General features: G+C 37.9%; 20 protein-coding genes and 1 other RNA gene. 14 read left to right on the forward strand and 7 right to left on the reverse strand.

Annotation, left to right across the window (positions count from 1 at the left end; all coding sequences use genetic code 11):
• Positions 1-210: 210 nt before the first annotated feature.
• The 5 genes from lon (at position 211) to ABN217_RS08310 (ending at position 6,715) form a co-directional block, all read left to right on the forward strand.
• On the forward strand, positions 211-2,571 hold the full coding sequence (gene lon, locus ABN217_RS08290) for an endopeptidase La (protein ID WP_072069382.1): 2,361 nt from the start codon (positions 211-213) through the stop codon (positions 2,569-2,571).
• 214 nt (positions 2,572-2,785) lie between these two features.
• Positions 2,786-3,061 carry a nucleoid-associated protein HU-beta gene (gene hupB, locus ABN217_RS08295; protein ID WP_036911695.1) on the forward strand — a complete coding sequence of 92 codons (276 nt, stop codon included), beginning with the start codon at positions 2,786-2,788 and terminating at the stop codon, positions 3,059-3,061.
• A 464-nt stretch (positions 3,062-3,525) separates the two neighbouring features.
• Complete coding sequence (gene ppiD, locus ABN217_RS08300; RefSeq protein ID WP_196553549.1) at positions 3,526-5,403, forward strand: peptidylprolyl isomerase; 1,878 nt, start codon at positions 3,526-3,528, stop codon at positions 5,401-5,403.
• Between the two features lie 285 nt (positions 5,404-5,688).
• Entirely contained in the window at positions 5,689-6,063 is a 375-nt protein-coding gene (locus ABN217_RS08305) for a ComEA family DNA-binding protein (protein WP_419775808.1), read from the forward strand.
• Between the two features lie 247 nt (positions 6,064-6,310).
• Positions 6,311-6,715: an acyl-CoA thioesterase gene (locus ABN217_RS08310; RefSeq protein ID WP_072069380.1), complete on the forward strand. Its 405-nt coding sequence runs from the start codon at positions 6,311-6,313 to the stop codon at positions 6,713-6,715.
• A gap of 150 nt (positions 6,716-6,865) precedes the next feature.
• Here ABN217_RS08310 and queC read toward each other — a convergent pair whose 3' ends face one another.
• A complete protein-coding gene (gene queC, locus ABN217_RS08315; RefSeq protein WP_196553551.1) occupies positions 6,866-7,564 on the reverse strand; it encodes a 7-cyano-7-deazaguanine synthase QueC in 699 nt (232 codons plus the stop codon).
• Between the two features lie 158 nt (positions 7,565-7,722).
• Between queC and ABN217_RS08320 the strand changes: the two genes are divergently transcribed.
• The 5 genes from ABN217_RS08320 to amtB all read left to right on the forward strand — a co-directional run bounded on the left by ABN217_RS08320 (position 7,723) and on the right by amtB (position 13,638).
• A complete protein-coding gene (locus tag ABN217_RS08320) occupies positions 7,723-8,184 on the forward strand; it encodes an Lrp/AsnC family transcriptional regulator (protein WP_072069378.1) in 462 nt (153 codons plus the stop codon).
• 56 nt (positions 8,185-8,240) lie between these two features.
• Positions 8,241-9,986, forward strand: a complete 1,746-nt coding sequence (locus ABN217_RS08325) for a SmdA family multidrug ABC transporter permease/ATP-binding protein (protein WP_196553552.1) — start codon at positions 8,241-8,243, stop codon at positions 9,984-9,986.
• Complete coding sequence (locus ABN217_RS08330; RefSeq protein WP_196553553.1) at positions 9,973-11,760, forward strand: SmdB family multidrug efflux ABC transporter permease/ATP-binding protein; 1,788 nt, start codon at positions 9,973-9,975, stop codon at positions 11,758-11,760. The genes ABN217_RS08325 and ABN217_RS08330 overlap by 14 nt, the downstream gene beginning before the upstream one ends.
• Before the next feature lie 234 nt (positions 11,761-11,994).
• The gene (locus tag ABN217_RS08335; protein ID WP_072069375.1) at positions 11,995-12,333 is read left to right on the forward strand and encodes a P-II family nitrogen regulator; all 339 of its coding nucleotides are present in this window, start codon (positions 11,995-11,997) and stop codon (positions 12,331-12,333) included.
• 12 nt (positions 12,334-12,345) lie between these two features.
• Complete coding sequence (amtB, locus tag ABN217_RS08340; protein WP_196553554.1) at positions 12,346-13,638, forward strand: ammonium transporter AmtB; 1,293 nt, start codon at positions 12,346-12,348, stop codon at positions 13,636-13,638.
• A gap of 35 nt (positions 13,639-13,673) precedes the next feature.
• On the opposite strand, the gene tesB is transcribed toward amtB, so the two are convergent.
• Positions 13,674-14,546: an acyl-CoA thioesterase II gene (tesB, locus tag ABN217_RS08345; RefSeq protein ID WP_196553555.1), complete on the reverse strand. Its 873-nt coding sequence runs from the start codon at positions 14,544-14,546 to the stop codon at positions 13,674-13,676.
• Between the two features lie 321 nt (positions 14,547-14,867).
• Here tesB and ffs point away from each other — a divergent pair.
• An RNA gene (ffs, locus tag ABN217_RS08350) (signal recognition particle sRNA small type) lies at positions 14,868-14,964 on the forward strand.
• Positions 14,965-15,319: 355 nt separating this feature from the next.
• Here the strand turns inward: ffs and hha are convergent.
• From hha to ABN217_RS08370, 4 genes are all read right to left on the reverse strand, one after another.
• Positions 15,320-15,523 (reverse strand): hemolysin expression-modulating protein Hha, encoded by a 204-nt coding sequence (hha, locus tag ABN217_RS08355; RefSeq protein WP_006535062.1) that lies wholly within the window; start codon positions 15,521-15,523, stop codon positions 15,320-15,322.
• 46 nt (positions 15,524-15,569) lie between these two features.
• Positions 15,570-15,932: an Hha toxicity modulator TomB gene (tomB, locus tag ABN217_RS08360; RefSeq protein WP_196553556.1), complete on the reverse strand. Its 363-nt coding sequence runs from the start codon at positions 15,930-15,932 to the stop codon at positions 15,570-15,572.
• Positions 15,933-16,563: 631 nt separating this feature from the next.
• Positions 16,564-19,713, reverse strand: coding sequence for an efflux RND transporter permease subunit (locus ABN217_RS08365; protein ID WP_197269535.1), 3,150 nt, complete (start codon positions 19,711-19,713; stop codon positions 16,564-16,566).
• A 14-nt stretch (positions 19,714-19,727) separates the two neighbouring features.
• Positions 19,728-20,921, reverse strand: a complete 1,194-nt coding sequence (locus tag ABN217_RS08370; protein WP_115350452.1) for an efflux RND transporter periplasmic adaptor subunit — start codon at positions 20,919-20,921, stop codon at positions 19,728-19,730.
• Between the two features lie 124 nt (positions 20,922-21,045).
• Between ABN217_RS08370 and acrR the strand changes: the two genes are divergently transcribed.
• From acrR to mscK, 3 genes are all read left to right on the forward strand, one after another.
• Positions 21,046-21,690, forward strand: coding sequence for a multidrug efflux transporter transcriptional repressor AcrR (acrR, locus tag ABN217_RS08375; protein WP_072069369.1), 645 nt, complete (start codon positions 21,046-21,048; stop codon positions 21,688-21,690).
• A 28-nt stretch (positions 21,691-21,718) separates the two neighbouring features.
• Complete coding sequence (locus ABN217_RS08380; RefSeq protein WP_196553558.1) at positions 21,719-22,072, forward strand: DsrE/DsrF/TusD sulfur relay family protein; 354 nt, start codon at positions 21,719-21,721, stop codon at positions 22,070-22,072.
• A 165-nt stretch (positions 22,073-22,237) separates the two neighbouring features.
• Positions 22,238-25,621, forward strand: coding sequence for a mechanosensitive channel MscK (gene mscK / locus ABN217_RS08385; protein WP_419775807.1), 3,384 nt, complete (start codon positions 22,238-22,240; stop codon positions 25,619-25,621).
• Here the strand turns inward: mscK and rsmS are convergent.
• Entirely contained in the window at positions 25,618-25,785 is a 168-nt protein-coding gene (gene rsmS / locus ABN217_RS08390) for a pleiotropic regulatory protein RsmS (RefSeq protein WP_072069366.1), read from the reverse strand. The genes mscK and rsmS overlap by 4 nt on opposite strands.
• Between the last annotated feature and the right edge of the window lie 10 nt (positions 25,786-25,795).

Below are 25,795 nucleotides of genomic sequence, written 5' to 3' on the forward strand. Positions count from 1 at the left end.
CTTAAATAGACGAGAAATTTAAGATAAAGCGCGCCAACGCAATAAAAATGAGGGAATTTTCCCTCATTTTGTTTTTTTAATGGGTAAGGCTATTGAATGTCAGAAAAGTGCCCTTATATATTTTGACAATCCGTGGAATTAATTTTATTTGGTGACATGCGAATAAAATTACCTGTAAAAGCGTTAAGCTAAAAACGAAGAGAGAGCTCTATGAATCCTGAGCGTCCAGAACGTATTGAAATACCTGTATTGCCATTACGTGATGTCGTTGTATATCCGCATATGGTGATCCCGTTGTTCGTTGGTCGTGAAAAATCTATTCATTGCTTAGAAGCCGCGATGAACGACAACAAACAAATTATGCTGGTTGCGCAGAAAGATGCATCTACTGACGAACCAGGTGTTAATGATCTTTTTTCTGTCGGTACAGTTGCCTCTGTTTTACAGATGCTAAAATTACCTGATGGAACAGTAAAAGTCCTTGTTGAAGGTATTCGTCGTGCCAAAATTACGATGTTATCTGACAATGGTGAGTACTTTCAGGCGAAAGCAGAATACCTTGAAACGCCAGCTGTTGATGAGCGTGAACAAGAAGTCTTAAATCGTACAACGATTAATCAGTTTGAAGGTTATATCAAACTGAATAAAAAAATTCCGCCAGAAGTATTGGCCTCATTACATGCTATCGAAGAATCAGCAAAATTAGCAGATACCATTGCTTCTCATATGCCGCTGAAACTGAAAGATAAGCAAGCTGTACTTGAAATGTCTGATGTGACTGAACGCCTAGAGTACTTAATGGCGATGATGGAATCAGAAATCGATCTGCTACAAGTCGAAAAACGCATTCGTAATCGTGTTAAAAAGCAGATGGAAAAAAGTCAGCGAGAGTATTATCTCAATGAACAAATGAAAGCGATTCAAAAAGAGTTAGGTGAGATGGATGATGCACCTGATGAAATGGAATCGCTGAAACGTAAAATCGATGCTGCAAAAATGCCAAAAGAGGCAAAAGAAAAGACAGAAGCAGAACTTCAGAAATTAAAAATGATGTCGCCAATGTCAGCAGAAGCTACGGTTGTACGTAGTTATATCGATTGGATGGTTCAAGTTCCTTGGAATAGTCGTAGCAAAGTTAAAAAAGACTTAGTGAAAGCGCAAGAAGTGCTTGATACTGACCATTATGGTTTAGAACGAGTTAAAGAGCGTATCCTTGAATATCTCGCGGTACAGTCTCGAGTTAGCAAAATTAAAGGGCCAATTCTGTGCTTGGTAGGGCCTCCAGGTGTGGGTAAAACCTCTCTGGGTCAATCTATTGCTAAAGCAACAGGTCGTAAATATGTTCGTATGGCGTTAGGTGGTGTACGTGATGAAGCCGAAATCCGTGGTCACCGTCGTACATATATTGGTTCTATGCCAGGTAAATTAATTCAGAAAATGGCAAAAGTTGGTGTGAAAAACCCACTTTTCCTATTAGATGAAATTGATAAGATGTCATCAGACATGCGAGGTGATCCAGCATCTGCACTGCTAGAGGTGTTAGATCCAGAACAAAATATCGCATTTAACGACCATTATTTGGAAGTTGATTACGATCTGTCTGATGTTATGTTTGTGGCGACATCTAACTCCATGAATATACCGGCACCGCTGTTAGATCGTATGGAAGTTATTCGTTTATCGGGTTATACCGAAGATGAAAAGCTGAACATCGCTAAACAGCACTTGTTACCAAAACAGATTGAACGTAATGCATTAAAACCAAGTGAGCTGACAATCCATGACAGCGCCATTATGGGTATTATTCGTTATTACACTCGTGAAGCAGGTGTACGTAGTTTAGAACGCGAAATTTCTAAATTATGCCGTAAAGCAGTGAAACAACTGCTGATGGATAGCACGATCAAACATATTGAGATTAACGAAGATAATCTCAAAGACTATTTAGGTGTTCGTAAAGTAGACTACGGTCGTGCTGATACTGAAAACCGAGTAGGTATGGTAACAGGACTTGCATGGACAGAAGTTGGTGGTGATCTACTAACAATTGAAACAGCGAGTGTCCCAGGTAAAGGTAAGCTAACATTCACCGGTTCTTTAGGTGAAGTTATGCAAGAATCTATCCAAGCAGCAATGACGGTTGTTCGTGCTCGTGCGGATAAGCTGGGTATCAATAGCGATTTCTATGAAAAACGTGACATGCACGTACACGTTCCTGAAGGTGCGACACCAAAAGATGGTCCAAGTGCGGGTATTGCAATGTGTACCGCATTGGTATCAAGCTTAACAGGTAACCCTGTTCGTTCTGATGTTGCTATGACGGGTGAAATTACGTTACGCGGACAAGTATTGCCAATTGGCGGACTGAAAGAAAAGTTACTTGCTGCACATCGTGGTGGAATTAAGACTGTTCTTATCCCAGATGAAAATAAACGTGATTTAGAAGAAATTCCTGAAAATATTGTTGCTGACCTGGATATTCACCCGGTGAAAACAATTGAGGAAGTTTTATCGTTAGCCCTACAAAACTCGCCGTTTGGCATGGAAATTGTGACAGATAAATCGCACTAAAAAGTGATGCTAGTCATAAATTATAGCTAAAAAAAAGGCTGGATAAGTAATAAAAGCTTGCCAGCCTTTTTTTGTGTCGCTAATTTAATGGGGATTTTAATTAATAATGCTGTTTTATCGGTCTTGCTATATCTAAAAAGGCTTGATATAACGACGTTTGCAAAATTTGCCATTAATGGTGAAAAATAACGCATAAAATTATGGGGATGAAAGCGTGAATAAAACTCAACTGATCGACAAAATTGCTGCAAATGCAGATATCTCAAAAGCGGCAGCAGGTCGTGTTGTAGATGCTCTGGTTGCTTCTATCACTGAATCTTTACAAAAAGGTGATGATGTAGCATTAGTAGGTTTCGGTACTTTTACTGTACGTGATCGTGCAGCTCGTACTGGCCGTAACCCACAAACTGGTAAAGAAATTCAAATTGAAGCTGCAAAAGTTCCTGCATTCCGTGCGGGTAAAGGCTTAAAAGACGCAGTTAATCAATAATAGTTGAACGAAATTTCTGCCAAAGAGTTATTAACTTAACGTTATGGATAAACAGAAAACGACTCAATTAAAAAATGAAGCGCATCTTTTTGAGATGCGCTTTTCTTTTTTTAGATGTTAAATCACGATTAAACCTTGAATTCTCTGGCGATAAGACGTGAAACTAAAGTAGTCATTTGATAGAATGTCGCGTTGTTCTATAACTGAAATAGACAACAATGAAGGATTCAGTGGTGAGTTAAATCAATGAATCAAATAATGCTGTTTAGTTTTCTTAGTGATAGAAAGTGCGTGTTTAAGACTGCACATTGAATACGGGACTGGCTGTTTTTAATGATTGTCGCGTGTCGCGATATTTTGATATTAAGCCAGCATGGGCATATTATCTTTTCGCTGTGCTCAAAATAGTCGTGTAACACTCATAAAAATAATTTTTATTTCACCAAACGGAGCCTCGTCTCGTTATGATGGACAACATTCGTTCAACTGCTAATAATCCATTTATCAAGATATTATTAGCTGTGATCATCCTCTCTTTCGTCCTAACTGGTGTGGGCGGATATCTCTTTAGTTCCGGCGTTAATGATGCTGCGGAAGTTAACGGATATAAAATTAGCCGTTCTCAATTAGAGCAAGCTTACCAGCAACGTCGCGCTCAGTTACAACAAGATATGGGTGAAAACTTTGCTGCTCTTGCTTCATCAGAAGAAGGTCAGAAACTGATCCGCCAACAATCACTTGATTTACTTATTAATCAAGCTTTACTTGATCAATTTGCACAAAATCTTGGTATTTCAGCGGGCGATCAACAAATTAGAGAAGCAATTTTTGCGCTTCCTTACTTTCAAACTAATGGCAAATTTGACAATAAAAAATACGTCGATTTATTGAAAGGTAATAATATTGATGCTGATGCATTTGCAGAAGGTATTCGCCAAAATCTTATCAATCAGCAATTAAGATTCTCTATCCAAGGCACTGATTTTGCCTTAGAAAGCGAAGTTAAAGAATTTGCAGGACTGATGTTGCAAAGCCGTAACGTACGCTTAGCGTCATTAGATATTCAGCCATTCCTTGAAAAAGAAACGGCGTCAGACGATGAAGTGAAGGCGTTCTATGAACAAAATAACCAAATGTTTATCGCGCCAGAGCAATTTAAAGTCAGTTATATTCAATTAAATGCTCAAAAAGATCTTAATAGCATTAATATTACCGATGATGAAGCAAAAGCGTATTACGACAGCAACATCGATGAATTTACAGCCGCGGGACAGAAACAATACAGCATCTTAGTGTTAGCTGATGAAGCTACCGCGAAAGCAGCGGCAGAAGAACTGAAAAAAGGTGCAGACTTCGTTACGTTAGTCAAAGAAAAATCAGTTGATACTTTCTCTGCGAAACAAAATGGTTCTTTAGGTTGGATAACCATAGGGCAAGAATTACCAGAACTGGCTAATGCGAGTTTGACAGAAAAAGGCCAACTTTCTGCACCTGTTAAAATCAGCAATGGTTACGCAATTTTCCGCCTTGATGATATTAAACAATCTGTTGTAAAACCGTTTGACGAAGTGAAAACAGATTTACTGGCAAAAATGCGCGAAAACAAAGCTATCGATGATTTCTTTGCATTGCAACAACGCGTGAGTCAGGCAGCCTCTAATGATAACGACACATTAGCACCCGCGGCTAAAGCGGGTAATGTGACAGTTGTTGATACAGATTGGTTTGATGAAAATACCGTACCAGCACCATTAAATAATGAAAAACTGACCCAATTAATTTTTGGTGGCTCATTAGTTGATGAAAATGGCCCTACGGGCATGAATTCAGATATGGTGACGTTAGGCAATGACAGTGCATTTGTCGTGCGTGTAGAGGGTTATAAGCCTTCTGCAAGCCTACCGTTAGATAAAGTTCGAGATCAAGTTGTTATGCTCGTTAAACAGCAAAAAGCATCGCAAGCAATGAATACACAAGCGCAGAAAATTTTAGCTGCATTAAAAGAAGGCAAAGGTGATGAAGCACTAAAAGCGGCTAACCTTTCTTTTGGTAATGTGGAAAGCATTGTTCATTCATCTGCGACAGATGCAGTTCAAACCGCTATTTTTGCTATGCCTAAGCCTGCTGACGGCAAAAAAGAATATGGTATGACTAATGTGCCAGGCACTAAGGTTGTCTTTATTCAATTAGATAGCGTGACAGATGGCAAACCAACATCAGAGCAATTAGAGTTTATGGCTAACCTCTATCGTGCGCAGATGGGCGAAGAAGCTTTACAACTGATTTTACGTGATTTAAAAGACAACGCTAAAATTGAGATTTTCGACAAAGATTATCAATAAGTTATCTTTAAATCTTAATAGAAACCCAGCTTAGGCTGGGTTTTTTTATGGGTATCAAATATTGATATTGAGAGTTTATATCTATTTTTTCTTAAAAAAGAATATTTGAGAGTAATCCCGATAATTTTTTTGTAACTCAGCCTTTGTTCATTTTGTTTTTCCTATTCTCTCGACATTTTATTTTTATGTAATTGCAGGTTTATTAATATCTTGTCATTATTTTTTTGCATTCAGAAAACACTGTTTGCTATTGAATTTAAAGTTATTTTATAAAAGGAAATTATGATTATGACGATGGATAAAAAAGTGTTATCAGGATTTATGGCTTCAATCTGCCTTGCTTTAGGACTAGGACTTTCACCGCTTTCTTATGCAGAAGAAACACCTGTTTCAATCCCCTCGATTTCTATTGAAACGAGCACATCTGTTGATAAAAATGCAAAAGAAGTAAAAGTAAATGTAGGAGATAAGGTTGATTTAAATACAGCAACGGTTGATGAGTTAATGGGACTTAAAGGTATTGGTAAAGCAAAAGCTCAAGCTATTATTGATTACCGTGAACAATTGGGTCGATTTACCTCTATTGAACAACTTGAAAAAGTATTTGGTATAGGGATGAAATTAGTCGAACAAAATCGTGATTTTATCGTCATAAACTAATGAGCTAACTTGCATTTTATATTGCATGTAGCTCGTTTACTGAAAAGACAAATATTGTTTTAATAACGTGTGTTTCTCTTTGTAATAAGAGAAACACATTTCCATTGAATTGATTCGTTAAATGGAGTGAAAGATAAAACAGCTAAATTGAGATATTACTAAATTTATTTTTTTGACTATATTTATTGTATCGCAAAGAAACGTTATCAAAATTTTTAATATAATAATCAAGAGGTAATGGATTTGTATGAGTACATTAATTAAAGTTTATGGTTTTCATTTAGATGTTTTTGAACATGTGAATAATGCACGTTACCTTGAGTTTTTAGAACAAGCCCGATGGGATTGGATTGAACAACATTTAGATTTTGCTTGGTTTAAGCGTAATGGTTTGGCGTTAGTAGTCGCTAATATCAATATTAATTATCGCTTACCAGCAAGTCTTGGTGATGAGTTAATTATTGACTGTGAAGTTGCTGAAGTTGGGATTAAAAGTGGTGTATTGTCTCAAAAGATAGTCAGAAAAAAAGATGGTGCGCTTATTTCTGATGCATTAATCACGTTTGTTCTTGTAGACATTAATACCAAAAAAGCACTGACCTTAACGGATCAATTAAGAGAAAAACTAGAGTATGTACGTCAAGCATCATAATCTAGAGTGATTTCACATTATAAATAAGAGTAATTTGACCAAGATGAGTTAACTCAACGTAATTTAAGGTAGTGATAATGCATGAGTGGTTATCACTGCCTAAGCGAACAAGTTGCAGTGATAACGATCAAGTGGGCGATATTACAGTAACTATTTTAATCCTACTTTCTGTTTCATTGCCTGCATGATTTGCTTTTTATCAGCTAAATAAGTGTTTAATCCGCGTTGTCTTAAATGGCAAGCGGCACATTCACCACAGCCATCACCTTGAACACCGTTATAGCAGGTTAAGGTTTCATGGCGAACAAAATTTAATTTTTGGTAATAATCTGCTAATGCCCAAGTTTCAGCTTTATCTAGCCACATTAATGGAGTGATGAATTTAATATCACGTGCAATACCTAAATTGACTGCATGATTTAGTGCTTTGACAAATTCATCACGACAATCAGGATAGCCAGAAAAATCAGTCTCACAAACTCCTGTAATGACACTTTCAGCCCCAATTTGGTAAGCATAAATAGCAGCTAAAGTGAGGAAAAGAATATTTCTACCCGGTACAAAGGTACTTGGAATATCACTTTCTTCACTTTCTTTGAAATCAGGAACAGGTATATTGTCGCGAGTTAAGCTACTGATAGCGAGTTCATTGAGTAAATTTACATCCAAAACCTTATGCGCAGTTGCTCCTAGTAATTGACTTACTTTTTGTGCTACCTCAATTTCTTCTTTATGACGTTGCCCATAATTAAATGTGATGCAATGTACTTCATCGTACTTTTCTTTTGCTTGAATAAGGCATGTTGTCGAATCTTGCCCACCACTAAAGACAACGACCGTTTTTTTCATCGGAATACTCCTGAAAATCGAATTTACATAAGGATTAGTACGCATAAAAGTACATATATTATGACAATTTATTACCGATTTATCATTAGATGATTACTCTTATACTAAGGGGCAGGTTATCATTATTTTTTGTAGGGGCATATTTTGAAGGAGTATCTATGTTAGATAAGATTGACCGTAAATTATTAGCGCTATTACAGGAAGATTCAAGCCTCTCACTGAATACTTTGGCTGAGGCTGTTAACCTAACCTCAACACCTTGCTGGAAACGATTGAAACGACTCGAGGATGACGGTTATATTCGTAAACGAGTTGCCCTACTTGATAGCGAAAAAATTGGGCTAGGTCTAACAGTTATTGTTATGATTAGAACACAGCAACATAATAGCGAATGGTACGAACAGTTTGTTTCATTTGTTAAGCAAATGCCAGAAGTACTGACATTCTATCGAATGGCGGGTGAGTGTGATTATCTAATGCATGTTGAAGTGGTAGACATGAAAAGTTACGACTTGTTTTATAAGCGTATGGTTAATGGTGTACCAGGTCTTATTGACGTGACTTCTAACTTCGCAATGGAAAAAATTAAATACACAACGGCAATGCCGATACCTGAATAAGGTTCATCTTTACCAACTGGCACTTTTATTTTTTGTATAACCTTAGGATTTAAGGCGTGGCTCTATTTTCACAGCTCAGTTGGTATTTTCTCAGTGAATGGCGTCGTTATGTCGGTGCCATTTTCTTATTGGTGGTTATCGCAGTATTACAGGTGATCCCTCCTAAAATTGTAGGGATCATTGTGGATGGTGTTGATAATCATAGTCTGTCGTTTAGCCAAGTAATGAATTGGGTTGGTGTGATGGTGTTAATTGCCCTCGCAGTTTATCTTTTACGTTATTTTTGGCGACTTTGGTTATTTGGTGCTTCTTATCAATTAGCCGTAAAACTGCGAATGCAGATTTATCAACAGCTTAATCAGCAATCCTCTTCTTTCTATCATCGTTATCGTACTGGCGATTTGATCGCTCGTACCACGAATGACGTTGATAAAGTCGTTTTTGCGGCTGGAGAAGGCGTTCTAACTTTAGTTGATTCAATGGTGATGGGACTTGCTGTCCTTGTGATGATGAGTATCCAGTTAAGCTGGGAACTAACACTAATTTCATTATTACCTATGCCACTAATGGCCATTTTGATTAAACGTTATGGTGATAAGTTACATAGCCGTTTTAAAACCGCGCAGGCACTTTTTTCGTCACTGAATAACCAAGCACAAGAAAGCCTGAGCAGTATTCGCATGATCAAATCATTCGGGCTTGAACAACAGCATGCTTCTCGTTTCGATGATGTTGCAAAAGAAACTGGGCGTCAAAATATGCGTGTTGCAAGAATTGATGCTTTGTTTGATCCCACCATTTTTATGGCGATCGGTTTTGCTAATTTGCTCGCAGTTGCTGGTGGGAGCTATCTGGTACTCAATGACAAAATGACATTAGGTGAATTAACTAGTTTTGTTATGTATTTAGGTCAAATGATTTGGCCTATGTTAGCGCTGGCATGGATGTTTAATATTGTTGAACGTGGCAGTGCTGCCTACAGCCGAATTAATAGCTTATTGAATGAAAAACTCGATATGATTGATGGTGATTTATCACCGAAACAAGGTCGAGGGATATTATCTGTTGATATCGATCGCTTTCAGTATCCTGAACAAACAACAGATGTGCTTAAAAATATTCATTTCACCTTATCTCCCGGCGATATGTTGGGAATTTGCGGAATGACTGGTAGTGGGAAAAGTACACTACTCACCGTTATCCAACGACTTTACGATGTAACTGAAGGTGAAATTTGTTTTCAATCCATACCTATTTACCAATTAAAACTCGATGAGTGGCGAGCGCGTTTAGCTGTAGTTAATCAAACACCTTTTTTATTTTCAGATACCATTGCAGGAAACATCGCATTAGGACGTCCTAATGCAACTAAAGATGAAATTGAAGCGGTAGCTAAACTGGCAAATATTCATGATGATATTCTGCGTTTACCTGAAGGGTATCAAACGCAGGTAGGTGAAAAAGGTGTGATGCTATCTGGCGGGCAAAAACAGCGTATTTCTATTGCGCGAGCGCTACTCTTAGATGCGGAAATTTTGTTATTAGATGACGCATTATCTGCCGTTGATGGACAAACTGAATATCAAATTTTACAAAATTTGTCGCAATGGCGAAAAGATAGAACGTTGATTATCAGTGCACATCGTTTATCTGCTTTGGTTGGTGCTACTAATATCCTAGTGTTAAAACAAGGCGAAATTGTAGAACAAGGTACGCATCAACAATTAATTTCAATACCTGGTTGGTATCAAGATATGTACCATTATCAGCAATTAGAGGCCGCGCTGGATGACGATCAGTAAAAATAAATCCGTTAAAGCGCTATTCCCTGCATTAAAGCGTCTTTTAACTTATGGTAAAACCTATCGCAAACCTATGACATGGGGCGTCATTATGTTGTGGGTAGCTGCAGTTGCAGAGGTGGGTGGCCCATTAATTGTGGGTTATTTCATTGATAAAAAAGTGGCTACGAATAATGTTGAATTAACATCTTCATTAGGTTTGGCATTGGCATTTATTCTTTTACAAATAATTGCAGCGACACTTCATTATTATCAGGCAATTGTGTTTAACCATGCGGCTGTTGGGGTTGTACAACAATTACGCACAGATGTGATGAGCGCTGCACTAAAACAACCATTAAGTGCTTTTGATAATCAACCGGTAGGTCAATTAATTTCTCGTGTAACGAATGATACCGAAACAATTAAAGATTTGTTTGTTAACGTCTTACCGACATTGTTTCGTGCCATTGCGTTAGTGGTTGTTATGTTAATTGCCATGTTCTTATTAGAGTGGCAAATGGCATTGGTAGCGATGACTATCTTCCCCGCTGTTATTGGTGTGATGATGCTATATCAGCGACTCAGTACACCGATAGTCCGCAATGTACGCCATTTTCTTGCCAATATTAATGATGGTTTCCATGAAGTTATCAATGGAATGTCAGTGATCCAGCAATTTAGGCAACAAGCTCGATTTGGTCAAAGAATGTCAGATGATAGCTGGCAGCATTATCAGGCCCGTATGAAAGCATTAAAACTTGATGGACTGTTATTGCGTCCTTTGCTAAGCATGCTCTCTGCGTTGGTTTTGTGTGGCTTATTGATGCTATTTGGCTATCAAGGCAGTGCAGTTATCGGCGTTGGGGTGATTTATGCGTTTATTAGTTATTTGGGGCGATTAAATGAACCGTTAATCACATTGACATCGCAGCAGTCCATTTTGCAACAAGCGGTTGTTTCAGGTGAACGTGTTTTTGAATTGATGGATGCACCTTCACAACATTACGGCTCATCATCACATATCATTACTCAAGGTAATATTGATGTTAATTCCTTATGGTTTGCCTATCGTGATGAACAATGGGTATTAAAGGATATCAACTTAGCTATTCCTGCTCGTCATTTTGTGGCATTTGTTGGACATACAGGGAGCGGTAAAAGTACGTTAGCAAGTCTGTTGATGGGAAATTACCCTTGGCAAAAAGGGAATATTTATTTAGATGGGCAACCTTTAGAGGATTACTCTCATTATGCGTTGCGCAGTGGTATTGCTATGGTGCAGCAAGATCCAGTTTTATTATCAGGTTCGTTGTATGACAACATTGCATTAGGGCGAGAATGTGATGAATCACATTTATGGCAGGTGTTAGAAACAGTACAACTTGATCAATGGGCTAAAGCATTACCAGAAGGATTACAAACAGAACTTGGCGAACAAGGTAGTCGCTTATCTGCAGGGCAAAAACAGTTACTTGCATTAGCACGTGTATTATTAATACCACCTTGTATTCTTATTCTTGATGAAGCAACAGCGAATATTGATTCAGGAACAGAGCAAGCCATACAAAAGGCATTAAAAGTAGTAAGAGAAAAAACAACCCTGATTGTTATTGCTCATCGACTTTCAACTATTATTGAAGCCAATGAAATTGTGGTGCTTCATCGTGGTGCAATTGTTGAACAGGGTGATCACATGGAATTACTCTCACAAAAAGGACGATACTATAATATGTTTCAATTACAGCAGGTTAGGGAATCTTTACAAGAACAAAATCCTGTCGAAGTAGAATAATTGACTTAAAATTAATATCTGATTTTTTTAAAGGGCACATAAAACAATGTGTCCTTTTTTATTTTCCATTATTTCGCTTTTATCAAAATAGCAGGCTTCTGTTTGCACCAATTCGGTGAGTTTATTAGTTCTATTTTTTAATAATTTAAATTTTTCTTTAAATATCATTATATTAAAAATTGGCATGTCCTTTGCTTTATAAACGTTGTTCTTTCTTACATAGACGAGGTTTATATGAAATATATCATCGCCATAATTAAGCCATTTAAATTAGAAGAGGTCAGAGAGTTACTTTCTGAGTTGGGTATAAAAGGGATGACAATCAGTGAAGTAAAGGGATATGGGCGACAGAAAGGGCATGCTGAGCTTTATCGAGGGGCCGAATATGAAGTCAATTTTCTTCCTAAAGTGAAAATAGAACTCGCCATCAGCGATGAGCAACTTGAGCCTGTTATGCAAACAATTATGCAAGCGACAGATACGGGTAAAGTGGGAGATGGCAAAATTTTTGTTTTAGAACTATTACAAGCTGTTCGTATTCGTACGGGTGAGTTTGGTGATGAGGCTCTTTAAAGGAGAATTTCGATGAAAAGCTTACTTTCTTTATTATTAATGTTAGTGCTTACAAACTTTTCTTCATCAGCATTTGCCTCTGAAGTCTCGGTTATCGATAAAGCTGATAATGGTTTTATGTTGATTTGCACTGCACTGGTCTTTTTTATGTCTATCCCTGGTATTGCCTTGTTTTATGGAGGATTGCTGAGAAGTAAAAACGTGCTCTCGTTGATAACACAAGTGATGATGATCTTTAGTGTCGTGGTCATTCTTTGGATAACTTTTGGCTACAGCTTAGCTTTTACTGCGGGTAATAAAGTGTGGGGTGGGTGGTCACTTACTTTTTTAAGTAATATTTCTTTGGCGTCTGTTTCAGGTTCAATTAATCAATATGTACACATTGCCTTTCAAGGTTCTTTTGCTGTGATAACGATTGCTTTGATTGTTGGTGCATTGGGTGAGCGAGTCCGTTTTTCTGCGTTGATTATTTTTACGATTATTTGGTTTACGTTTTCTTATATTCCGATCGCTCACATGGTATGGGGAGAAGGTGGCTGGTTAATTGATGATGGCGCACTTGATTTTGCCGGCGGAACCGTAGTTCATATCAATGCAGCTGTTGCTGCCCTTGTTGGTGCTTACTTACTCGGTAAACGACGTGATTACCAACATACAGCCCTTAAACCTCATAATCTACCGATGGTATTTATTGGAACGGCTGTGCTTTATATTGGTTGGTTTGGTTTCAATGCAGGCTCTGCGGGAAGTGCAAATGCAATTGCAGCCTTAGCATTTTTGAATACAGTGATTGCAACTGCGGGGGCGGTACTTTCTTGGACTTTATCTGAATGGCTAGTCAGAGGAAAGCCATCAATGTTAGGCAGTTGCTCGGGTTGTATTGCTGGACTGGTGGCAATTACGCCAGCAGCGGGTACAGTCGGTGTTATGGGCGCATTATTTATTGGTGTGACAGGTGGAATTATCGGGCTTTGGGGCGTTGTTATTTTAAAACGGTGGCTAAAAGCCGATGATGTTTGTGATGTTTTTGGCATTCATGGAACTTGTGGCATTGTGGGGTGTTTATTAACGGGGGTATTTACGGCTTCATTTTTAGGGGGAGTGGGCTATAGCGATGGCATGACATTAAGCAAGCAAGTTTTAATACAGTTAATGAGTGTTGTTATTACAGTGATTTGGTCAGGTGTTATCGCTTATCTTAGTTTTAAAATCGCAGATAAGCTGGTGGGGTTACGGGTTTCTGAAGAAGAAGAGCATGATGGATTAGATTTAACTTCTCATGGTGAACGTGCTTATCAGCAGTAATTGTCTATTCCCCCTCTTTTGAGGGGGGAATATGTTTATTTAATTTTAGGGCGTTTTTGACGAATAACTCCCTCTTGAACGGATGAAGCAACTAATTGGCCATTCGTGTTAAAGAATTTACCTCTAACAAATCCTCTTCCTCCTGATGCCGAAGGGCTTTCAATCACATACAGTAACCAGTCATCAATACGGAATGGACGATGAAACCACATTGAATGGTCTATTGTTGCTACTTGAAGATTTGGGTCCATAAATCCTAAACCATAAGGTTGGAGTGCAGTGGGTAAGAAGTCAAAATCAGAAACATAGCCCAACATATATTGATGTAAAAAAGGATCTGATGGCATTTCACCACGACTACGGTACCAAACATAGCGTTCAGGGGGTGCCTTAGAATAGCCAAAAGGGCTAAAATATTGTACTGGACGAGCTTCAAAAGGAGTTTCTCGTAATGCTAAAGATTTAATCGGCTCTGGTAATTTAGGTGCCAATTTTTTCAAAATATCATCTTGTGAGATAAGCTCATTAGGAAAAGGAACATCAGGCATTGTATCTTGATGCTCAAAACCTTCCTCAAACTCTTGAAAAGAAACCGTCATATAGAAAATAGGTTTACCCTGTTGGATAGCACTGACTCTGCGTGTGCTAAATGAACCTCCATCACGAATAAATTCTACATCATAAATAATGGGTTTATGGCTATCACCGGGACGTAAAAAATAGCTGTGAAAGGAATTAATATAGCGATTATCTGCAATAGTTTGTTTTGCTGCATACAGTGCCTGTCCTACAACTTGACCACCAAAAACTTGAGGTAATCCTAAATCTTCGCTTTGCCCTCTAAATAGACCTTCTTCTATTTTTTCAAGTGCCATTAAATTGATGAGATCTTTCAATGCCTGACTCATAGTGTACCTGTACCATTAGATCGGGTTATTTTTTATAAAGTGATTATATACAATCCTAAAAATATAAAAAAATAATCTCCTTTTTATCTTCAATAGCAACCTAATGATAAATGAACATAGGCAATGAGATTATTGTTTATTAGCTTATTGAATACGATCTTATGGGTTTATGAAAGACAAAAAGAGCGCTAAAGGTAGATGAATAAGAGATATGCCTTAATTTGGGTAATTAATCATCACTTAGGCTCACTGTCCTTGCTATTTTTGTGAGTTTAAAACATAATGCGTGACGTCTTAGCAATAAGACAATCTATGGGGTCTTGTTGGTTCTCCCGCAACGCTAACTTGTTAACTCGGTCAGGTCCGGAAGGAAGCAGCCATGGCAGGTGTCGCGTGTGCCGGGATGTCGCTGGCAAGGCCCCACCCAATTTCTAGCCTTCGTAATTTATCTCTTCCTATTTTTCCACTAATACGCTTTTTGTGTGTTATTTCCCCATTTTTGAATATCAACATTACGTATGTAGAAAATAATAAATTCAATGTATATGGCCGTATTTTTAGAAAACGAATGATGATATTTATAATATGGAAGGGGAATTTTGGGTAAAATAATGCAGTCATGCCGTAATAAGTTAACGGCATGATGGTGTGTAATCATACTACTGATAAGAAAACGTGAATAAAAACGATATCTAAATTAAGAACTAATAACCCTACTACTATAAAAAATAAAAATAGCAAAAATAAAATTAAGGTAATTAAATAGAACTAAATTATCTTACAAATTTCCAAACAGATGCTGGAATTTTGTCATAGAGTTTATTCATTGTGAGCTCAGCTAAACGATGATCAGCCGCTGAATAAAATAGCTCCAGCTCATCATCAGAGAGTTCGTATTTATTTTTTTCAATTACTCGCTCTAATGTTTCGATTGAGGTGCATTTTCTTAAACGCATTAGATAGTCTGTCTTAGTCATGTTGTCTTTTCTCTATTATTTAGAATAAAACTAAAGATAATTAAATTTACTTAATATAACTTTTGGGGTTGTTGGCTATAAGGGTTAAAAGCGAATGATTTAACTCTTTCCAATTATTGATGTCTGAGTAAGAAATTGATGTATTACCAAATAAACGATATGTTTCTTCAAGGTACTCTTCTATAAGAGTGTTAATTATTTGTTTATCTGGGTGTTTAATCTTAAATTTCCAACTAAAGTCCATAATGTGTTCAATTAAGACATTAAGGTCAACGCTTTTTGTGCTACTCAGATCATTGTGCCAAACGGTGTTGCCTTTATCTAATGAGCCTAAAGCTTGCTGTAATAGCTCTTCACATAAAAACGACAATTCAGCTAAATCTACTTTTTCTGGTGAATATTCGTCCATAACTTATCGTGGCTGAATTAATAGAAAATATTCATTAATAATGGTAAATACGTAGAGTTAGACTTATTAATGAGACACTTCACATAATTCATTAATGGATTAATAAAAAAACACAAAATCGAGATTGGGCATTTATATTTACCCGTATGCTAAAAGAGTTTAATAATTATATATATTATTTCTAACAAAGTAATAGCATACCAAAAGATGATATCAAATACTCATTGCATACAAGGAAGTTTAAAAAACACACAATAAAATGTTTCTTTGCTTAATATAGCACTATTATCGCATAAGTCACTATCTGAACAACAGAATTTTGTCTATTTTCGTAAAAATTAATATATTCCAATCAAGATGGTAATTTTTTAACATTATGATTATCTTTGTTTTTATTGTGTTTTACATGTTTAAGCGTGTAAATGAGGTCTATTTAGCGTTGTTATTTATAAATAACAGTCTGTTTGATTTTGACAAAAAGTCATATATAAGAAAAAAAATAAAATGAGTTTATTGATTAAAGAGATATTTTTTTAAAATAATATACTGAGATAAGTTTTCATTTTAAATGATATATCAATAGATAAAGAAAAAGGTCGCTTACGCGACCTTTTTGGTATTCACTGATAAATTAGTGTGAATTACTTGGATGCTCTAAATCTTCGTTTTTCTTCGCAAATCGTCTACGGATCACGACGAAGAAAATAGGAACAAAGTAGATAGCAAGAGAGGTTGCGGCAATCATACCACCGAATACACCGGTACCTACTGAGTTTTGTGCACCAGAACCTGCACCATTACTTAATACCAGAGGAATAACCCCTAACATAAAGGCCAAAGAGGTCATTAGAATTGGACGTAGACGCATTCTAACAGAGTCTAACGTTGCTTCTATGAGTCCTTTGCCTTCTTTTTCCATCAAGTCTTTGGCGAATTCAACAATCAAGATTGCGTTTTTCGCCGATAACCCAATGGTTGTTAAGAGCCCAACCTTAAAGTAAACGTCGTTCTCAAGGCCTCGGAATGTGGTAAACAATAGCGCACCAATAACACCCAGAGGAACCACGAGCATAACGGAGAACGGTACTGACCAGCTTTCATAAAGAGCCGCAAGGCAGAGGAATACAACTATCAAGGAAATGGTATACAGCGCAGGTGCTTGGTTACCAGATAAACGTTCTTGATATGACATTCCTGTCCATTCATAACCAATACCACTTGGTAATTTACTTGCGAGATCTTCCATCATTAGCATTGCATCACCACTACTTTGGCCTGGTGTTGCACTACCTTGAATTTGGACTGCAGGTAAACCGTTATAACGCTCTAAACGCGGAGAGCCATATAACCAAGGATCTTTACTTGTATCAATGAACGATGAGAATGGAACCATCTGACCGACATTGTTACGAACATAAAGATTACCAATATCTTGTGGCAACATGCGGAATTGTGATTCAGCTTGAACATAAACTTTCTTAACACGACCACGGTCGATAAAGTCGTTTACGTAGCTACCACCAAACATGGTACCTAATGTTGAATAGATATCGCTGATTGCAACACCTTGAGCCTGCGCTTTTTCTAGGTCAATATATAGACGATACTGTGATGTATCTTCCTGACCATTAGGGCGCACACCCGTTAACATTTGAGGTTGTTGTGCAGCAAGTCCAAGAAGTTGATTTCGGGCTTCCATTAGTTTTTCATGACCGAGGTTAGCTTTATCGACTAACTCGAATTCGAAACCACCCGCAGAACCTAATTCAACAATCGCTGGAATGTTAAAGGAGTAAACAAAGGCTTCTTTAATTTGGGATAATGCCATATTGGCACGACCTACAATTGCCGGAACTTTGTCTTCATCTGCTTTACGTTCATCCCAATCATTCAATACAACGAAGACCAGACCCATATTTTGGCCTTGACCACCGAAGCCGAAGCCACTTACGGTAAAGACGGATTTAACGAGTTCTTTTTCATCGGTATTGAAGTAGTCGTTTACTCTTTCTAATACGTCTTGAGTCTGTTCTTGTGTGGAGCCCGCAGGTAACTGAACCATTGTCAGTAATACCCCTTGGTCTTCCTCTGGTAAGAACGATGCAGGTAAGCGAATAAACATTAATGCCATGCCTGCGACTAATAAAACGTAAATTAATAAGTAACGGCCAGTACCGCGAAGAGTACGGGATACACTGTCAGTATAGTGATGGCTGCTTTTTTCAAAGGTGCGGTTAAACCAACCAAAGAAGCCGGTTTGCACACCATGACTGCCTTTTGGTATTGGTTTTAACATTGTGGCACAAAGTGCCGGTGTTAAAATCAATGCAACGAAAACAGACAGAACCATTGCTGATACGATGGTGATAGAGAACTGGCGATAAATCGCACCTGTTGAACCACCAAAGAATGCCATTGGAATAAATACCGCAGAAAGCACGAGGGCGATACCCACCAGTGCACTTTGGATTTGTCCCATCGACTTACGTGTAGCTTCTTTCGGAGATAGACCTTCTTCTTGCATAACACGTTCGACGTTTTCAACCACAACGATGGCGTCATCCACCAGAAGCCCGATGGCAAGCACCATCGCGAACATCGTCAAGGTATTTATCGAATAACCGAACGCCGAGAGTATGGCGAAGGTACCTAACAATACAACAGGTACTGCAATGGTTGGAATTAACGTAGCTCGGAAGTTCTGTAAGAACAGATACATAACTACGAATACCAACATAATGGCTTCAATAAGCGTTTTTACCACTTCGAAAATAGAGATCTTAACGAACGGCGTTGTATCATAAGGATAAACGACCTCTAATCCCGCAGGGAAGAACGGTTCCATTTCAGCTAATGCAGCACGCACAGCGGTTGCTGTATCTAATGCGTTAGCGCCCGTTGCTAGCTTAATACCGATACCAGAAGCGGGTAATCCATTAAAACGAGCAACAGTACTGTAGTTTTCAGCACCCATCTCAACTACACCGAGATCTTTTAGCTTAACCTGTGAACCGTCTGTATTGACTTTCATCAGGATATCGCCGAATTGTTCTGCGTTATTAAGTCGAGTTTGAGCAATGATAGAGACGTTTAAACGCTGACCAGGTACAGGAGGCGTTCCCCCTAATTGACCTGCTGCCACTTGGTTATTTTGTGCTTTAATCGCATTAGTAACATCAAGTGTTGTCATGTTGTATTTCACCAGTTTATCTGGGTCTAACCAGATACGCATTGCGTATTGAGTACCAAATAACTGGGTTTCACCCACACCGGTTACACGGCTTAACGGGTCTTTAATCGTTGCACCCACATAGTCTGCGATATCATCTTGTGTCATTGAACCGTCATTTGAGATGAAACCGGCGACCATCAAGAATGAACTTGAGGATTTATCAACACTAATCCCTTGCTGTTGCACTTCCTGAGGTAATAGCGGCATTGCCAATTGCAGTTTATTTTGCACTTGGACTTGCGCGATATCAGGATCAGTACCTGCTTCAAAGGTCAGAGTGATATTCATCATACCTGCAGAGTCACTGGTTGCAGACATATACACCATGTTATCGATACCATTCATATTTTGTTCGATAACTTGGGTAACTGTATTCTGCACCGTAGTGGCGTCAGCACCTGGATAAACCGCAGAGATAGAAATCGCTGGCGGTGCAATCGTTGGATACTGGGCAACAGGCAGTTTGATGAGTGCCAGAAGACCTGCGAGCATGGTAATTATCGCAATTACCCACGCAAATATCGGTCTATCTATAAAAAACTTAGGCATGGATCACCGACTCCTTATTGAGGATTCTTAGCTGGCTCAGTTTGTTCAGGTGATGGCTTCGCATCTAAATTCTCTTCTTGAGGTGTTACGGTCATTTTTGGTTTTGCTTTTTGCAATCCAGAAACGATAACGCGCTCACCTACCTGAACACCACTAGTTACTAGCCATTTATTACCAACAGCTTGTGATACTTGAATAGTACGAACTTCAACAACGTTGTCTTTATTAACAACCATTGCTGTTGCATCACCACGCGCAGTACGAATAACAGCTTGTTGTGGGATTAAAATAGCATCTTGACGAATACCATTTTCTAATTTAGTACGAACAAACATACCTGGTAATAGTTCCCCTTTCGGGTTAGGTACGATAGCTCGCATAGTAATAGAACCTGTTGTTTCATCAACAGTGACATCAGAAAACTCTAAATGCCCTTTCTGTGCATAAGATTGCCCATTGGTCAGTGTTAAATGCACAACCGGTTTACCTTGCTCTTGGCGAATAGCACCACTATCAATTTCATTTTTTAATTTCAGATAATCTTCACTCGATTGTGTCACATCGACATAAATCGGATCGATTTGCTGAACAGTTGTCAGTGCAACTTGTTGACCCATTGAAACCAATGCGCCTTCAGTAACAGTTGATTTACCTGAACGGCCTGAAATTGGAGATGTTACTTTTGTGTATTCAAGATTGATTTTTGCACTTGTCACAGCAGCTTCTGCAGCTCTAACAGCAGCAACGGCTTGTGCGTATTGAGATGTTGCGGCATCAAAATCTTGTTTACTGACATAGTTTGTACCTAGCAGAGGCTTATAACGCTCCACAGTGAGACGCGCTATTTCAGCATTTGCTTTCGCTTTCGCAAGTTCAGCTTGTGCACTATTTAAAGTTGCTTCAAAAAGAGCTGGGTCGATTTGGTACAGTGATGTACCTGCTTCTACATAGCTTCCTTCTGTGTAATTGCGCTTTAAAATAATACCGCCAACTTGAGGGCGAACTTCAGCAATACGGAAAGCTGATGTACGACCTGGTAAATCAGTGGTGATTGTCAGAGCTTGCGCTCCTAAAGTCACAACACCTACAGCCGGAGCAGGAGGAGGCCCCCCAGCAGACTGTTTAGCTTTGTCGTCACATCCAGCAAGAACCAAGCTGCCTGATAGCACTAACAGAGCCAGAGGCAAAACCCCTCTGTTTTTTCGCATAAGAAAACCTCTATTCAAACGTTGTTTCCCGGGATAAAAATAATTAAGTTGATGATTGATTGCGATGTATAGTACAAACATACATGAATGTATGTAAATTAACTTCAGTCAAAATCGAGGATTAATGGCACGAAAAACTAAACGGCAGGCACAAGAGACAAGACAGCAGATTATTGATGCTGCACTTAGGCTGTTTACTGTGCAAGGCGTTTCTGCCACATCACTTTCAGATATTGCAGCCGCTGCAGGAGTTACCCGTGGTGCAATATATTGGCACTTTAAAAATAAAGTGGATTTATTTACTGAAGCGTGCGAACTCACCGACTTAAAAATAGAATCTTTAGAAATAGAGTATCAAACAAAATACCCAGATGATCCACTATTTGTATTAAGAGAATTGCTTATTTACATATTGACATCGATTGTCGAAGATCCTAAACATAATGCACTTTTAGAAATATATTTCCATAAATGCGAATTTGTCGGTGAAATGACACCAATTGTTGAAATTCGCAGAGAATTGTGTGCAGCTGATTACTCTAGAATAGAGCAATCTTTATCTCGTTGTGTTGAAAAAAAACAACTTCCTGCCAACCTTAATTTAAGACGAGCCGCCATTATGTTAAGAGCTATGATGACTGGTCTTGCTGAAAATTGGTTATTTTCACCAGAAAGCTTTTCTATCAAAGATGAAAGTCAATATTTGGTTGATAGCTTTATTGATATGATAAAGCACAGTGCAAATATGAGAATATCTGCGTCCTCTTAATTTATTATTAAACAAAAGGAAGACATTTATGAGTAAGGTCTTAGTTATTGCTAATGGTGCAGCTTATGGTAATGAGTCATTATTTAACGCGTTGCGTTTATCTATTACATTAAAAGAACAACACCCAGAAACTCAATTAAATATCTTTTTAATGTCAGATGCTGTTACTGGGGCTTTAGCTCGCCAACAGCCTAAAGAAGGTTATAACTTACAACAAATGCTGGAAATTTTAACGGCACAAAATGTTCCGGTTAAATTATGCAAAACATGTACAGATACTCGTGGTATCAGTGAGTTACCATTAGTTGATGGTGCAGAGTTAGGTACATTAGTTGATTTGGCACAATGGACGCTCGATGCGGATAAAATTCTAACATTCTGATTGTCACTTCATTTTCTCAGGCGAGAAACAACCCAAGCAACTTGTTCTGTTTACACTGCCAATTGAACGTAATTGGATTATACTAATAAACAGTTTTTCAATATTAATTGAACAAGTTGCTTAACCATGCGGATACAAACTTTTTTTTCTCAATTCAATAATCGAATGACGACGATTGTCGCCGCCACTGCTATTATTTTTATTCTTTGGTGCCTCTCCATTACCTCAGTTTTAGCTGCGGTTCCCAGTAATTTACCTACTCAAGAAAATATTCAAAACCAGCTTAATTTATTAAATAAACGTAGTGAGTTAAGCGCAGAAGATAAATTAACAATTGCGGATTTAGAACAATCTCTTTTATTACTCGATAATATTCAACAGCTAGAAAAAAAATCAGTAAATTACGATAAAACGGTAGATCAACTACCTGAAAAGCTGCGTAGTACGCAATATCAACTTAATCAATTAAAACAAAAAGTCGCCAATAAAGAAGTGGGTGACTACCAAAAATCATTGGAAGCATTGCCATTATCAACATTAGAATCACAATTAGAAAGTGTTTTACAATCCTTACAAAAATCCCAAGATGATTTAGCTAATTACAGTAATGAACTTATCGTATTACAGACACAACCTGAAAGAGCCCAATCTATTTTATTTAATAATTCAGATAGATTGCAACAAATAAGGACATTGCTGAATAAAAGTAGTGCAGATAAAGCACAAATGCGGCCTTCTGCTGTGCAGTTATTACAATTAGAGCAATATTATCTTCAGCAACAAAATAATTTTCAAAAGCGTACATTACAGTCAAATGTGCAATTACAAAGCTTGTTACAACTCCAACGTGACTATAGCTCTGCGTATATAGACCTTTCACAGGAACGTGCACAACTGCTTCAAGATGCTATCAGTGATAAACGTCTAGACAGTTCAGAAGAAACAGCTAAAGAAGCACAAAGCACAGAACTAGATAATCAAGCCATTAATACTGATCCATTCTATTTAGCGCAAACAGAAATCAATAAGCATCTTAGTGATAAACTGATCGTTACAACACAAAATAATAACGAACTAAATCGCCATAGCTTAATGGTGAAAAATCGCTTAGATAGAGCCATCCAATCTGAACGAAACCTAAAAGAACAAATTGATGTATTAAAAGGAAGTTTATTACTTTCCAGAATTTTATTTGAAGAGCAAGTTGATTTACCAGATGGTATTTTTATTAATAATTTGCCTGATAAAATTGCTGATTTGCGGTTAGAGCAATTTGAAATTAATAAACAACGTGATCAGATAATACAACCCAATATCTATATTGATCGGTTGATGCAGGAATACCAAATCACGCATCCTGAAGTCACCGATCCTAATGCACTAAAAGAGTTACATAGTGCATTAGAATTACTTGTTGATGCGCGTCGGGAGTTGCTTGATAAACTTAATAATCAATTAGGTAATCAAATTTCAGGCTCGATTAACCTGCAAATGGATCAGCAACAATTACGCAGTGTCGTAAGCTCTTTAGAAAGTACATTAGCACAACAAATTTTCTGGGTGAGTAGTAATAAACCTATCAATCTCAATTGGTTTTCAACGTTTCCTTCACAAGCGGTGGCAGAATTCCAAAGTTTTAAATTGAATTGGTCAAATGAAAATCTGTTGATCGGGGCTAAGAAATCACTCCCTGTCCTTATTGCCCTGATCCTGTTTGGTTTAATACTAATTTGGCAACGTAAAAAACTTGATACTCAGTTTGAAAAACTTAATGGGGACATTAATAAGCTCAATAAAGATTCTCAGCTACATACACCACTGGCGTTAGGTATTGTTTTCTTAAAAACATTACCTCTTTCTTGTTTTGTTTTAGCGATTGGCTATTGGCTAATAAATAGTTTTAACGTGCAACAAGAGTTTATCTGGTCTTTTGCTTGGCAATTTGCGGTATTTTGGCTGATGTTTGAATGGTCTTATCGTTTAATGTCTGATAATGGCGTTGCTGTAAAACATTTTAAAATCCCTGTAGAGCGAGTTCAGCAAAATCGTAAACGTTTATTGCGTCTTTCTCTTCCTATGTTGCCGATTATTTTACTTTCTGCTTACGGTATTAATAACCCATTATCACTGGTGGGCGATGTTATTGGGCAGTTGGTTGCGATTATTTCACTGTTTTGTATTAGTTTATGTGCATTGCCGTTTTGTCGCGAAATGTGGCAAGAAAAGGGTAATCATGTTGTTAGAACGGTTGTGATCACCCTATTAACGTTCTCGCCTTTAATTTTAATGGGATTAGTGATTTTTGGTTATTACTATACGGCGTTGCGTTTAGCAAATCGCTGGATTGATAGCTTATATCTGCTTATGTTGTGGTTTATTGCTTATCATGCCAGTTTACGGGGATTAACCGTGGCGGCTCGAAGACTTGCTTACCGTCGAGCTCTTGAGCGTAGACAAGCGATGTTAAAAGAAAAAAAAGAGGGCGAAGATAATAGTCTGGAGCCTATCCAAGAGCCTCCAATGGATATGGATCAAATCAATCAGCAATCATTAAGACTGACAACAATGATTTTGTTTATCATTTTTGCGTCTAGTTTCTACGGGATTTGGTCCGATTTTATTACTGTATTTACCTATTTAGATGGTATTTCACTCTGGAGTTATACATTACCCACAGAGTTAGGGAATGTTGTTAAAGCCGTCACAGTGGCAGATCTTTTATTGTCTGTTTCTATCATGGCAATCTCTTGGTTTATGACGCGAAATTTACCGGGTTTATTAGAGGTATTAATTTTATCGCGTATCAAACTGCAACAAGGCGCTTCTTACGCTATTACGACTATTTTAACCTACGTTATTATTGCAATAGGTACTATTGTCTCTCTGGGTATATTAGGTGTGGCATGGGAAAAGCTACAATGGTTAGCGGCGGCTTTAACGGTAGGATTAGGGTTTGGTTTACAAGAAATATTCGCAAACTTTGTGTCTGGTTTAATTATTTTGTTCGAAAGGCCTGTCAGAATTGGTGATACGGTTACTATTGGTAGTTATTCCGGTACTGTTAGCCGAATTCGAATTAGAGCAACAACAGTGACAGATTTTGATCGCAAAGAAGTGATTATTCCTAATAAAGCCTTTGTAACAGAACGACTTATTAACTGGACATTATCCGATACTGTCACACGCATTATTATTCAGGTAGGGGTGGCATATGGATCTGATCTTGATAAGGTCAAAGCTATCTTAATGAAAGCAGCGAAAGAGAATACCAGAGTGATGACTGAACCTGAGCCCGTCGTGTTATTTACCGAGTTTGGCGCCAGTACGTTAAACCACGATTTACGTTTTTATGTCAGAACATTAGGTGATAGAAGCATTGCAATTGATGAAGTAAACCGTGCAATTGATAAGCTTTGTAATGAAAACGATATTAATATTGCGTTTAACCAACTTGATGTTTATTTGCATAATAAACAAGGTGATGAAGTACAAGAGGTAAAACGACCCCTTGATGGTTCGACACCTGAAGCCAATACCCCTTTTGCTTAATTAAGGGGCGTGTTTGTTGATTGTGTCGCCAATTTGTTTTCATAATCTTGGCGAACAATCTCAAGGGCTTCTAGTGCTGTTTTAGGATCAATATGGTGACTTTCAAGTAAGTAGATAAGATCAACGGCCAACTGAACAGATTTTGGTGCTTCTTTTAAACTCATAATTATCGCC

The sequence above is a fragment of the Proteus sp. fly-1067 genome, from assembly GCF_040139345.1.
Taxonomy (GTDB): Bacteria; Pseudomonadota; Gammaproteobacteria; order Enterobacterales; family Enterobacteriaceae; genus Proteus; species Proteus vulgaris_B.